11 protein-coding genes and 2 pseudogenes are annotated in these 12,947 nt (G+C 68.2%); 6 read left to right on the forward strand and 7 right to left on the reverse strand.

Going from position 1 to position 12,947, the window contains the following annotated elements:
• The 5 genes from ACFWPH_RS17730 to ACFWPH_RS17750 all read left to right on the forward strand — a co-directional run bounded on the left by ACFWPH_RS17730 (position 1) and on the right by ACFWPH_RS17750 (position 4,778).
• Positions 1–1,296: a glycosyltransferase family 4 protein gene (locus tag ACFWPH_RS17730; protein WP_378752221.1), complete on the forward strand. Its 1,296-nt coding sequence runs from the start codon at positions 1–3 to the stop codon at positions 1,294–1,296.
• Complete coding sequence (locus tag ACFWPH_RS17735; RefSeq protein WP_378752223.1) at positions 1,290–2,021, forward strand: class I SAM-dependent methyltransferase; 732 nt, start codon at positions 1,290–1,292, stop codon at positions 2,019–2,021. Before ACFWPH_RS17730 ends, ACFWPH_RS17735 begins: the two co-directional genes overlap by 7 nt.
• Positions 2,008–3,072: a prenyltransferase gene (locus ACFWPH_RS17740; RefSeq protein WP_378752225.1), complete on the forward strand. Its 1,065-nt coding sequence runs from the start codon at positions 2,008–2,010 to the stop codon at positions 3,070–3,072. Before ACFWPH_RS17735 ends, ACFWPH_RS17740 begins: the two co-directional genes overlap by 14 nt.
• Positions 3,073–3,181: 109 nt before the next feature.
• Entirely contained in the window at positions 3,182–4,162 is a 981-nt protein-coding gene (locus tag ACFWPH_RS17745) for a hypothetical protein (protein ID WP_378752227.1), read from the forward strand.
• A 34-nt stretch (positions 4,163–4,196) separates the two neighbouring features.
• Positions 4,197–4,778, forward strand: a complete 582-nt coding sequence (locus ACFWPH_RS17750; RefSeq protein WP_378752666.1) for an SDR family NAD(P)-dependent oxidoreductase — start codon at positions 4,197–4,199, stop codon at positions 4,776–4,778.
• Here ACFWPH_RS17750 and ACFWPH_RS17755 read toward each other — a convergent pair.
• The 6 genes and pseudogenes from ACFWPH_RS17755 to ACFWPH_RS17780 all read right to left on the reverse strand — a co-directional run.
• Positions 4,702–5,334 (reverse strand): annotated as a pseudogene (locus tag ACFWPH_RS17755) (TIGR03560 family F420-dependent LLM class oxidoreductase); the annotation flags it as partial. The gene ACFWPH_RS17750 and the pseudogene ACFWPH_RS17755 sit on opposite strands and share 77 nt — an antisense overlap.
• Positions 5,335–5,386: 52 nt before the next feature.
• Positions 5,387–5,878, reverse strand: a pseudogene (locus tag ACFWPH_RS17760) (LLM class flavin-dependent oxidoreductase); the annotation flags it as partial.
• The gene (locus ACFWPH_RS17765) at positions 5,814–7,445 is read right to left on the reverse strand and encodes an ABC transporter substrate-binding protein (RefSeq protein WP_378752229.1); all 1,632 of its coding nucleotides are present in this window, start codon (positions 7,443–7,445) and stop codon (positions 5,814–5,816) included. The pseudogene ACFWPH_RS17760 and the gene ACFWPH_RS17765, both read right to left, overlap by 65 nt.
• The gene (locus tag ACFWPH_RS17770) at positions 7,442–9,064 is read right to left on the reverse strand and encodes a dipeptide ABC transporter ATP-binding protein (protein ID WP_378752231.1); all 1,623 of its coding nucleotides are present in this window, start codon (positions 9,062–9,064) and stop codon (positions 7,442–7,444) included. Before ACFWPH_RS17770 ends, ACFWPH_RS17765 begins: the two co-directional genes overlap by 4 nt.
• A gap of 1 nt (position 9,065) precedes the next feature.
• A complete protein-coding gene (locus tag ACFWPH_RS17775) occupies positions 9,066–9,908 on the reverse strand; it encodes an ABC transporter permease (RefSeq protein WP_378752233.1) in 843 nt (280 codons plus the stop codon).
• Positions 9,905–10,873 carry an ABC transporter permease gene (locus tag ACFWPH_RS17780; RefSeq protein ID WP_378752235.1) on the reverse strand — a complete coding sequence of 323 codons (969 nt, stop codon included), beginning with the start codon at positions 10,871–10,873 and terminating at the stop codon, positions 9,905–9,907. Before ACFWPH_RS17780 ends, ACFWPH_RS17775 begins: the two co-directional genes overlap by 4 nt.
• A 363-nt stretch (positions 10,874–11,236) precedes the next feature.
• Between ACFWPH_RS17780 and ACFWPH_RS17785 the strand changes: the two genes are divergently transcribed.
• Positions 11,237–12,454, forward strand: coding sequence for an acyl-CoA dehydrogenase family protein (locus ACFWPH_RS17785; RefSeq protein ID WP_378752236.1), 1,218 nt, complete (start codon positions 11,237–11,239; stop codon positions 12,452–12,454).
• Between the two features lie 84 nt (positions 12,455–12,538).
• Here ACFWPH_RS17785 and ACFWPH_RS17790 read toward each other — a convergent pair whose 3' ends face one another.
• Positions 12,539–12,883, reverse strand: a complete 345-nt coding sequence (locus ACFWPH_RS17790) for a hypothetical protein (protein WP_378752238.1) — start codon at positions 12,881–12,883, stop codon at positions 12,539–12,541.
• Between the last annotated feature and the right edge of the window lie 64 nt (positions 12,884–12,947).

Genomic DNA, 12,947 nt, shown 5'->3' on the forward strand with positions numbered 1-12,947 from the left:
GTGCGAATCGCCTTGTTGTCCTACCGCAGCAAGCCTCATTGCGGTGGGCAGGGGGTCTATGTGCGCCGGCTCAGCGCCGGACTGGCCGAACTCGGCCACCAGGTGGAGGTGTTCTCCGGCCAGCCCTATCCGGCCGACCTCGACCCGCGCGTGACCCTGACCGAGGTGCCCAGCCTGGACCTCTACCGTGAGGACGACCCGTTCCGCACCCCGCGGCCCAGCGAGATCCGTGACCGGATCGACCTGCTGGAACTGGCCACCATGTGGACCGCCGGATTCCCCGAACCCCGCACGTTCAGTCTGCGGGCGGCGCGGATCCTGCGCGACCGGATCCAGGATTTCGACGTCGTCCACGACAACCAGTGCCTGGGCAGCGGCCTGCTCGATATCGCGCGGCGGCTGCCGCTGGTCGCCACCGTGCACCACCCCATCACCAAGGACCGTGAGGTCGATCTGGCGGCCGCGATCTGGCGGCGCAAACCGCTCGTGCGCCGCTGGTACGGGTTCCTCGGTATGCAGCAGCGCATCGCCCGGCAGATCCCCGATCTGCTCACCGTATCCACCTCGTCGGCGACCGATATCGCCGACGATTTCGGTGTCGACCCGGCGCAGCTGAAAGTGGTCCCCCTCGGTGTGGACACCGAATTGTTCGCGCCGCGCGGGCCGCGGGTGGCCGGCCGGATCGTCGCCGTCGCCAGCGCCGACAAACCGCTCAAGGGCATCTCGCACCTCCTGCAGGCACTCACCCGGCTGCGGATCACCCACAAGGTGGAACTGCAGCTGGTCGCGAAGCTGGAACCGAACGGGCCGACCGAGAAACAGATCGCCGAACTCGGGCTCTCCGATATCGTCACCGTCCGCCCCGGGCTGACCGATACCGAACTCGCCGAACTCCTCGCCTCGGCCGAGGTCGCGTGCATCCCGTCCCTGTACGAGGGCTTCTCGCTGCCGGCGGTGGAAGCTATGGCCTCGGGGACTCCGCTCGTGGTCAGCCGCACCGGTGCCCTGCCGGAGGTCGTCGGCGAACCCGGCGTCTGCGCCGAACTCACCGAACCCGGCGATTCGGCGGCCCTGGTCGAGGTGATCGGCCGTCTGCTCGACTCCCCGCAGACCCGGCAGCGCATGCAAGCCGCGGGCCGGGACCGCGCCGTCTCCGTATTCAGCTGGGAATCGGTGGCCGCACAGACCGCGCAGGTGTATCAGAACGCGATCGACCGGCACGCCGGGCGCCTCGTAGGCGACCGGGCGACCGGCGCATCCGCCCAGCTCACCACCACAGGAGGCGCCTCGTGCTGACCGTCGACTTCGACCGCGCCGGCATCGGGCCCGGAACCCGGGTCATCGATGTGGGCTGCGGAGCCGGACGCCATTCCTTCGAGGCCTACCGGCGCGGCGCCGATGTGGTCGCCTTCGACCAGGACGCACCGGAACTCGCGAACGTCGCCACCATGTTCGAAGCCATGGCGCAGGTGGGGGAGGCCCCGGCCGGCGCGAAGGCCGAAGCCGTCGAGGGTAATGCCCTCGACCTGCCCTACGGTGCGGGCGAATTCGATGTCGTGATCGCCTCCGAGATCCTCGAACACGTGCCCGCCGACGACGCCGCCATCGCCGAACTCGTACGCGTGCTGCGCCCGGGCGGCCAACTGGTGGTCACCGTCCCGCGCTGGCTGCCCGAACGTGTGTGCTGGGCGCTGTCGGACGAATACCACGCCAACGAGGGCGGGCATATCCGCATCTACAAGGCCGACGAGCTACGCGACAAGATCACTGCCCGCGGGCTGCGGCACACCCACCGCACCCATGTGCACGCCCTGCATTCGCCGTACTGGTGGATCAAATGCGCGGTCGGCGTGGACAAACCCGATCATCCGCTGGTGCGCGGTTACCACCGGATGCTGGTGTGGGACATGATGAAACAACCCCTGCTCACCCGGGCCGCGGAAAAGGCACTCGACCCGCTGATCGGTAAGAGTGTGGCCCTGTACTTCAGCAAACCGGCGGTGACCCGTGCCGCCGGTTGAGCTACCGTCGGTGCCCTCGGTCCTCACCCGCCGCCAATGTCTGCAGACCGCGCAATCCATCGCCGCCGACCAGGAACCCTCGGGTGCCATCCCCTGGTTCTCCGGCGGCCACACCGACCCGTGGGATCATGTGGAATCCGCGATGGCGCTCACCGTGGCCGGGCTCCGCGACGAAGCCGTCGCCGCCTACACCTGGTCGGCCCGCACCCAGCGGCCCGACGGGTCGTGGCCGATGCAGTTCCGCGACGGCGAGATCGAGAACGCCGCCACCGATGTCAACTTCTGCGCCTATATCGCCACCGGCCTCTGGCACTACCTCGCGACCACCGGTGACACCGCCTTCGCCGCCGAAATGTGGCCGGTGGTCCGCGCGGCCATCGATCTCGTCATCGACTGCCAAGGTGACCAGGGTCAGATCTACTGGCTGCGCGACGGCACCGATATCCTGCCCGAAGCGCTGGTGACCGGGTCGGCCAGCATGTACCACAGTCTCGGCGCCGCACTGGAATTGGCGCGTTGCCTGGGTGACCCGCACCCGGAGTGGGAACTGGCCCGCACCCGGCTCGGCACCGCGCTGCGCGAACATCCGGAGCTGTTCACGGCGAAAGACCGGTACTCGATGGACTGGTACTACCCGGTCCTCGGCGGCGCGTTACGCGGCCCCGCCGGTCGCGCGCGGATCGCCGAACGCTGGGACACGTTCGTCGTCGGCAATATCGGTATCCGCTGCGTTTCGGACCGCCCCTGGGTCACCGGCGCCGAAACCTGCGAACTGGTGCTGTCCCTCGACGCCCTCGGCGACCGCGAACGCGCCCACCAGCTGTTCGCGAATATGCAGCATCTCCGCGAGACCGACGGCTCATACTGGACCGGCCTGGTCTATGCCGACGGGAAACGCTGGCCGGTGGAACGCACCACCTGGACCGGCGCCGCGGTGATCCTCGCCGCCGACGCCCTCTCCCGCACCACGCCCGGCAACGGCATCTTCCGCGACCTCGCGGCCGACGCCGTCCCCGCCCAACCGGTACCGCTGCCGGTCAGCAGCGGATAGTCGTTGCCGTACCGTCGGTCCGGGTCGATGGCCGAACGGGCCCGGCCGCTGCTACGGCCGAGGCGCTGGGGTCATTCCTCGCGCAGTTGTGCCCGAGTCGAGGACTCAGATGGCGATAAGCGAAGTGTTACGCGACCTCCTGGCTCGCCTGAAGGACCGACTGGTTCAGGACGTGGACGGAGTCGCGCGGGTCGCGGCGGGACCGTCCAGCGGAGTCGGGAGCGGGCTCGGTCAGGCACACCGGCGCTGTGGTGAAGAAGACAACCGGGGTCTGCGTGCGCTGGAGACGCAGTGGCGATTCGACGACCGCGGCGGGCAAGTGCCCTGGATACGGAGTTCTCCGGGATATCGGCCGGACGGGTTGGAACGGCGCCTGCAGCATATGCGCTTGTCACCCGATGACGCGAGGACAGGCCGCCTGCCCGATTCGACGAATACGGTCCGGGTCATGCGCGCCGCAGATCGGTTACCCTGGCGCAACGAAGAGAGCCTGGTCATCGTGAAGCCTTCCAGCGGCGAGCAATTCGACAATCGGGATTGGCTACCGCATGTGCCGGGAACGCTCGCACGGCGAGAAGTCGCCGCCTACCGGATGGACCGCCTTTTCGGTTTCGGTCTGGTGCCACCCACCGCACTGGTCGCCAGGCCGAACGGAGAGGAATGCGCGGTACAGCAGTTCGTCGAGTTCGGCCCGTGGAAATGGGCCACCAAATACGACGACCTACAACGACAACGGGCCGCGGTGCTGCACTACGTCATCGGCGCAGCCGACGGCCAGCGCGGCAACTACGGGGCGGATGGCAGTGGTGACCTCGTGCTCTACGACCACGGGTTCTCTTTCCCCGAAGCGCCGGACCCGGCAAGGACGGACCCAGGGTCTGTCAGTGAGTCGTTCCTCATGCGTTCGGATTTCGTCACCTTCGATCCGAAGGAGCAGCTCGACGAGGATGTGCTGCGTGCCGTGGACACCATCGATGAGCGGGATATTCGCAGCGCCCTGGCAGATCTCGATATCAGCGATTCGGCCATCGAGGGAGTCCTCGATCGGCTCGGCGAGATTCGTGACCTCCGCGTGATACCGGGCATCTGATTCCACCGGGCGTCCTCCGGGTGACCAGTTCGACATCGACGCAGCCACCCTGGACGGGCACTGGGCGGTCGACGCCCGCTCGGTGCTGCTGGTCACCCAGGCGCTTGCGAAGCCGTACCGGCCCGGCCACGGTGACGTCGGTGACCGCGGCCGGGTGATCTGGATACCCTCCGGCCGGCACCTCGGCCCGATGCGCGGCGAAATCGCCTACGGCGCCGCCAAATCGGTGCTGGCCGGGATGACCGCGACCGTGGCGGCGGAACTGACCGAACTCGGGATCGTCCTCAACACCGTGAACCCGGGCCCCGTCGACACCGGTTACCTCGAGCGCCACACCACCGGCCTGGATCCGGCGCTCGTCGATGCCGTCCACGATGCTTTTCTTGTGGCCACGCCGGCACACCCGACGATCCGGCGCGGCTCATCGAATGGCTGGTCTCCGACGACGGCCGCTGGGTGGTGGGACAGATCGCCGAGGGCGTCGATCGATTCCGAAGGCGGATTCCGCCGCTCCCGATTCCGGCCCACCACCGGCCCGGTCAGAGGTCGGCGAGCTGCGGCACGACGGGCGCCACCCTGTCGACCCACGCCGCCGGCGACCCACCGGGCGGCATAACGATCGCCGTATGCACACCGAGCGCGGCGTAGCCGGCCATCTGCCGTACGAAATCGTCGAGCGCCGCCGGGTCCGGGCTGCCCGCCAGCACGGTTTTGCGGATCCGCTCGTAATCGGTTCCGGCATCATCGCAGTGGCGCCGCAGCACATCGAGCTTGTGCGCGACCTCCTCCGTGCTGGAAGCGAACAGGTTGCAGGCATCGCCGTAACGCGCCACCAGCCGCAATGTCCGCTTCTCACCGCCGCCTCCGATGAGCACCTTCGGCCGGTGCAGCGGCTGGGGCGCGCACAATGTCTCGGCCAGCTGGTAGTACTTGCCCTCGAACGGCCCGTTGTTATCCGGATCCCACATCTGCCCGCAGATTCGCAATGTCTCCTCCAACCGGTCGAACCGTTCGCCGGTCGACGGATACGGCACCCCGAGACCGTGATGTTCCCGTTCGAACCAGGCGGCGCCGATCCCGAGCGCCGCGCGTCCACCGGAGAGCACGTCGAGTGTGGTGACAATTTTGGCGAGCAGCCCGGGATGCCGGTAGGTCACACCGGTCACGAGCATCCGGTGTGCGCACCACCGGGTCCCGGGTGAGTGATTCCAGCGGCCACGTCCGCCACAGGGCCCGGGCCGCCGTCACGGCGTCGGCGAGCAGGGCGGCGTCGTCCGGTTCGCCGCCCGACGCCCAGACACCCGTGGCGGTGGCGCCGAGGGCGGTCGCGAGGTCGGCGCGCACCGCCAGCCAGCCCGCCCGGCCACGGGAGATGTGATCGAGCGAAGCGATCCGGCGGGCGATATTGAAGGGGTGGTCCCGCTGCGGCGCGGCCGTCGTGACCAGGCCCAAACCCACTGTGCGACGGGCGAATACCGTGGCCGCCAACACTGGGTTCACCGAGGCGCCGGGCAAGCGGGACCGGTCGGCGCCGAGCACCACGTACCCGGCTCCGGAGTCGTCGAGGAGTTCGGGAAGGTCGCCGAAGCCCGCGCCCACCGTCCGGGCGAGCGTTTCGTCCGGTATCTCCAGGCCGAGGACGAAGGACATCTCAGTCTCGCTTTCCTGTGTCGTCGATCCATGCGTTGTAGAACCAGGCCACCGAGTTCGCGGCATGGGTCAGCCCCTGCACCCGCGGCGCGACCCCGAAGATCTGGGTGTCCTCGAGCAGCGGCACGGTGTAGGCGTTGTCGATGACGTAATCGGTGTATTCGCGCAGAATCCGGTCGCGCCGCCCGGGGTCGGTTTCCACCAGCTGAGCCCGCAGCAGCCGATCGATGGTCGGATCGCTATCGTCCAACGCGTAGAGGTCACCACCCGTACTGTCGTAGTTCTGCGACAGGCGCACCGGATCCGGTGTCGGCCAGCCGTTACGGCGCAAGCCCACGGAATCGTCGACGCTCGCGGTCGGGTAGTTGGCGAAATCGGTCTGCCGTACGTCGAGCCGGATACCGATCCGGCCCAGTTGACGCTGGATCAGTTCGTACATCGGGCGGGCGGTGTGGTCGTAGACGTCGACGTAGACGAGTACCGACAGCCGCTGACAGTCCTTCGTGCGGTAGCCGGCCGGATCCCGTGCGGTCCAGCCCGCGGTATCGAGGAGCCGCTCGGCTTCCGCCGGGTCGTAGCGGATCGCATCGGAGCGGTCGGAGTAGCCCGGGAAGTTCTCGGTGACGATGTTCTTCGCGGCCCGCCAGTTGTCGGTGTAGAGCGTATTCAGGATCTCCTGCCGGTCGATACCGAAACCGATCGCCCGCCGCACGGCGATATCCCGGAGGAAGGGGGCCGTCTGCCGGATATCGAGGGTATTGGCCAGACCGGGTGTGCGCAGCCCGCGCACCTCGAAACCCTCACGGCGCAGCAGTGTTTCGTCCGGTGGCTGCGCATAGCGGATGACATCGCCCTGCCCGGCGCGCAGCGCGCCCACCCGGATACTGTCCTCGGTGACCGGGATGACCGTCACCGTATCCAGATACGCCTCGCCCTGATGCGGCGCGGTTGCCGGGGCCCAGTCGTAGCCGCGGCGCTTGGCCAGCACGACCTTCTTGTCCGGGACCTCGGATTCCACCACGAACGGACCCGAACCGATCAGGTTGGTGGGTATGGACTGGGTTTCCTTCGACGCCTGGATGGTCGCGTCGGCGACCAGGCCTGCCGTATTGATCGACAGCACCGGGACGAACGGTGCATAGGGCTCGTCCAGTTCGACCGTCACCGTACGGGTGGCGTCGTCGGAGATGATGGTGGCTCCGGTTTTCGGGAAGACCGGGTTGGCGGTGATGCCCTTTGCCTTGTCACCGGTGAACTGCCATTCGAGATTGCGCTCGACCGCGCCCGCGTCCAACGGCTGACCGTTGCTGAAGCTGACACCATCGCGGATGGTGAACGTGTAGATCCGGCCGGATTCGTCCACGGTCCACTTCTCGGCGATCCACGGCACGAATTCGAAGGTGGTGGGGTCCTGGTAGACCAGCCGGTCCAGCACCTGGTCCTTCACCAGACTGTTCTGCCAGTAGCTCACCTGGATCTGCATGGAAGCCAAGGCTTCGGCATCGAGGTAGGTCAGATGCCCGCCCCGGCCGGGGGTGACCGGGCGATCGGTTTCGCCGGTGACCGCGCATCCGGCCGCGGCGGCGGCGACCAGAACGGCAGCGGCCAGGAGACGGAGCGTGCGCCGGATCATGCCGCGCTCACCACGGCGGCGGAACGCGGGACGGCGTCGAGCAGGCGCCGGGTGTATTCGGCGGTGGGCGCGGCGAAAACCTCCCGCACCGGCCCGGTTTCCACCAGTCTGCCGTCGTGCAGCACGCTCACGTCGTCGGCGATCTGGCGGACGAGCGCGAGGTCGTGGGAGATGAACAGGAGGGTCAACCCGAGTTCGCGCTGTAATGACAGCAGCAGATCGATGGTCTGCGCCTGGACGGACACGTCCAGTGCCGAGGTCGGCTCGTCTAGCACCAGAATGCGCGGCTGCCGGACGAGCGCCCGTGCGAGTACCACCCGCTGGCGCTGACCACCGGATATTTCGGCCGGTTTCCGGCTGTCGAGCTCCGTGGGCAGGCCCACCCGGTCCAGCGCCGCGCGGGCGTCCGCGCGGCGGGAGCGGCGGGACCCCACCCGGTTGACGGCCAGCGGTTCGGCCACCGCCTCTGCGACCGGCAGCCGGGGGTCCAGGGCCGCGAGCGGGTTCTGCTGGACGAGGGTGAGGACGCGGGCCCGTTCCCGGCGCTTCTGCGGGCTCGACCAGTCCCGGGAATCCAGGGACACACCGTCGATGGTCACCGCGCCGGAGTCGAAGGGGGTCAGCCCGGACAGCGCCCGGGCGAGAGTCGTCTTGCCGGATCCGGATTCACCGACCAGCGCGTGTACCGACCCCGGGGTGACCGTGAAACTCACCCGGTCGAGGGCCGGCGTTCCGGTGTGGAACGCCTTGCTCACGTCCCGCACCGTCAATATCGGATTATCCCGGGCGAGCGGCGCCGGGCGGGCGTACTTGTCCGGCGACAGGGCCGGGGCGTCGCCGATCAACCGGTGCGTGTACTCGTGCTCCGGGAATCGCAGCACCCGCGCCGTCTCCCCGCTCTCCCGCACCACACCCTCGGAGAGCACGACGACTCGGTGGCTGTGGTTCTCGGCCAGCGCCAGATCGTGGGTGATGAATACGATTCCGAGCCCGCGTTCCCGGCGCAGATCGTCGAGCAGGTCCAGGATCCGGCGCTGCACGGTGACATCGAGCGCGGAGGTCGGCTCGTCGGCGATGAGGAGATCGGGTTCACCGGCAATCGCGATCGCGATGAGCACCCGCTGCTGCTGGCCGCCGGAGAGCTGGTGCGGGTAGTGGCGGGCGCGTTTCTCCGGTTCCGCGATGCCGACCCGGTCCAAGAGCTCGACGGCGCGCCGCCGCGCCGCGCGGCCCCGGGCAAGCCCGTGCGTCACCAGGACCTCGGCGATCTGATCACCTATCCGCTGCAGCGGATCCAGCGAACCGAGCGGATCCTGTGGGACGAAACCCACCGCGCTGCCGCGGATCTCGAGCCAGCCGCGGCGGTCCAGCCGGGTGATATCGCGACCCGCCAGCAGCACCCGGCCCCCGACGATGCGGCCGCTGTCCGGCAGCAGACCGAGGACAGCGCGGGCGATGGTCGATTTCCCCGACCCCGATTGCCCCACCACGGCCACGATCTCCCCGCGGTCGACCCGGAACGAGACATCCGAAACGGTCGGTCCGGTGCGGCCCCGGCCCGTGCCGTCGTAGTCGACACTCAGGTGGGAAACCGCCAGCAGCGGATCGGTGCGCGTCATATCAGCCGACCTTTCTCCGGATGAGGTGCGCGATCCGGCCGAGCGCCAGCACGGCCAGCACGATCGCGAGCGAAGGAAAGAGCACGAGGTAGGGATGGGAGTTGATGTAGTTGCGGCCCTCGGAGATGAGCAGACCCCACTCCGGGTCCGGCGGCTGAGCCCCGTAGCCGAGGAAGCTGAGCGAGGCGATGGCCAGGATCGCGGTACCGAACTGCAGCGCGGCCAGCGACAGCACCGCCGAATACGCATTGGGCAGGACATGGCGCAGCAGCAGCCGCAGATGCCCGGCGCCCATATGCTCGGCAGCTTCCACGAACGGCAGATGCCGGACGGCCAGCACCTCCGACCGCGCCAGCCTGGCGAATACCGCCACCGAGGAGATCCCCACCGCGACCGCGGCGTTCACGGTGCCGAAGCCGAGCGCCACGATGATGGTGATGGACAGCAGCAGCGTGGGGATCGACAGCAGGACATCCACGATCCGCCCGGCGATACTGTCGATCAACCGCCCGAAATACGCGGCCACCAAGCCCAGTGCCGTACCGGCCAGCAGACCGATCAGGACGGCGATGAACGATCCGCTGATGGTGGCCGCCGTGCCCGCCACGATCCGGCTGAGCAGATCGCGACCGAGGTAGTCGGTGCCGAACGGGTGCGCCACGCTCGGGCCGGACAGCGGCGCGGCCAGGTTCTCCGCCAGCGGATCGTAGGGTGCCACCCAGCCGGGCGCGAGGATCATCGCGGTGACCAGCAGCAGGAAGGCGACGGCCGGGATATCCCACGCGCTCAACGGGAGTCGCGGTCGCCGCGTGCCGGTGAGCGCGACGGTGGCTACCGCGGTCATGCCGGCACCGCCCGGGTCTTCGGGGCCGCGGCGCCGGTGGCCTTGCGGATCCGCGGGTCGATCAGTGGATACACCAGGTCGACCAGGAGGTTCACCACCACGAAGGTCACCGATACCGAGATGACCACCGCCTGGATGATCGGGGTGTCCTGGTTACGTACGGCGGATTCGGTGAGATAACCGATCCCGGTGCGGTTGAATACCGTTTCGGTGATGACCGAACCCGCGAGTAGTTCACCCACGGTGATCGCGACAATGGTGACCGTCGGGATGGACCCGTTGCGGACAACGTGCCCGAAAACGATCCGGTACGACGGCAACCCCTTGGCCCGCAGCACTTCCACGTACGGCCGCCCGTAGGCGTTGGCGAGTCCCTGGGTCAGGATCTGCGCGATCGGCGCCGCCACCGGGATCGCGAGCGGTATCGCCGCGAAGAACACCGAGCGCAGGCCCTGGTCGCGCACCGCCGACATCCAGCCCAGCTGGAACGCAATGAGTTGCAGGACCAGGAGCCCGGAAACGAACGCGGGAACGGACAGGAAGACCGCGGGCAGCGTCCGGGCGGCTTCCCGCACCGGCCCCCACGGGACGAACACCGCGAGCACGGCCAGTACGAAACCGATCAGCGCGGCGAGGACGAAAGCGACCGAGGCCAGCGCCAGCGTCGAGGGGATCGCCTCGCCGAGCAGGCGGGCCACCGGCTGTCCGCTGTTGAGCGAATACCCGAGGTCTCCCGAGAACAACCGGGTGAGCGAAATCGCGAACTGTACATGTGCGGGTTCGTCGAGGCGGTAGTAGGCGCGCAGGGCATCGGCCTCGTCGTCGGTGATCGGATTCTCGGGATTGGCGATCTGCTGCTCGATCGGATCGCCCGGCAGCACATTGAGGATGAAGAACACGGCCGAATACGCCAGGGCCACCACGAGCAGGGCCTGACCTATTCGGCGCCATAAATAGCCGGACACGAAACGGAACCTATCGGTGATTTCTGGTCGGAACCACAATTAACCTCGGAAGGAGAATTAAAGTGGCGTTGCAATTCTTCTTAACGGTGACATGTACAGAATCCAGCTGAGCGGAATTATTTTCATCCGGCCACGGAAGTGAGTACATGGGGGAGTGATCGGCCGATATCGCCGGGTAAATGATGCGGATCATCGAGAATTTCTGAAGGAAACTCGTAGATCGGCTGCCTTGTTTCGCGGCCCTGCGGTTTCCGATACTGATCGCGGCCGTTCCCCGGTGTGTGTGCCGGCCACCGGTCCGGCGTGACCGGCGCGAGCGCGCAACGACGACAGGCGATCGCGCCCCGATTCGGAGGAGTTCCCATGTCCAGTACCGAAACCGCTGTCGCCGCCGTGCCCCGGCCCGGGGATCCGGAGCTCGCCGAACTGGTCGCCGAAGTCGCCGCCGACGCGGCCCGCCGCCGGGCCGCCGGCGGTACCGAACCACCCAACCGTGCGATCGCCGCGATCACCCGGCTCCGGCTCGGCGCGGTGCGGGTGCCGACCGCCGACGGCGGGCCCGGCTGGTCGGTGACCGAATTGTTCGGGCTGCTCATCGACCTCGCCGAAGCGGATCCTGATGTCCCCCATATCCTGCGGGTGCACTACGGCTTCGTCGAGGAGTTGTACCGGCTGCCGCGGACCGAGCGGAAATCGGCATGGCTGCCGGAGGTACTGGCGGGCAAGTTGATCGGCGGGGCCCTCACCGAACTCGGCACCCACAACGTCGGCGACTACACCTACGACAGCACACTCACTCCGGCCCCCGGGGGTTACCGGCTCGACGGCCGCAAGTTCTACAGCACCGGCGCCCGCTACGGCGACTATGTGCGGGTCACCGCGAATGCCCCGGAGATCGGTGTGCTCAGCGCCATCGTGCCCGTCGACCGGCCCGGTGTGGAGCACATCGACGACTGGGATGGTATCGGCCAGCGGCACACCAGCAGCGGGACCACGGTCTTCACCGATGTTGCCGTGGCCGAGACCGAGACCCTGCCCTTCCGTGACCCACGCTCACCCGACCGGCCCCGCCAGGCATTCCCGCAGCTCTACCTCCATGCCATCGCCGCCGGAATCCTGCGCTCGGTCGCGGCCGATGCCGCCGAGCTGGTGCGTTCCCGGGTCCGCAACTTCGTTTTCGCGAATACCGAGGAGCCCCGCCACGATCCGCAGCTGCTCGCGGTGATCGGCGAACTGGACGCGGCCGCCTTCGCGGCGGAATCCATCGTGCTGTCCGCCGCGGCGGCACAGGACCTCTCCTTCGCGGCAGCCCGGTCCCGCGGTGTGGACCCGGACCTGGAAGCCGAATCCGCCCGCCGCGCCGCGCAGGCCAAGATCGCGATCGAAGAGTTCGCGCTGCGCGCGGCCGGCCGCGTCTTCGACGTCGGTGGCGCCTCGGCGACCCGAGCCGCGGCCGGCCTGGACCGGCACTGGCGCAATCTGCGCACGCTGTTCTCGCACAACCCGGCCGCCTACAAAGCGCGAGCGCTGGGCGATCTGCTGGTGAACGGACAGCCGCTGCCACTGGCGGGGCATTTCTGAACCGCGCGGGGTGTGGGGGCGCCGATGCTGTGGTCGGTGGCGCGTGCGCCGATCGGGGCCGGCAGGAGTAGCCGGTCCGGGTCGTTACGGCGGGTACGGCGGCGATAGACGAGCCACAGCCACAGTGCGGCGAGTGCGGCCAGAACCAGGTGAACCGGCCTTGCTGTCGGCCAAGCCGATCGCATGTGGGAACGCCAGGAACGCGTCCCGCCGATTCGGGTCCTGTTCAGAATGTGCCAGCTCGTCGAGTGCATCCAGGAAACGCGGCCGCTGGGCGGGTGGCGCATCGCGCAGCACGGCAGCCACGTGTTCCATGATTTTCACCGCGGAGTCCAGCGCGACCTCGTCGTCTCCACAACTGTCCAACCACGACGTGAAGTCCACAATGAACCCGGTAAGGATCATGACCAACGGGTCCGAATTATCCATCCGTATCGACGACGCGTCTCTGCGGCCACGGCCGTGGCAGCAGTGGGTATCGACGTCGTCTGAC

Source organism: Nocardia sp. NPDC058499 (genome assembly GCF_042719915.1).
Taxonomy (GTDB): domain Bacteria; phylum Actinomycetota; class Actinomycetes; order Mycobacteriales; family Mycobacteriaceae; genus Nocardia.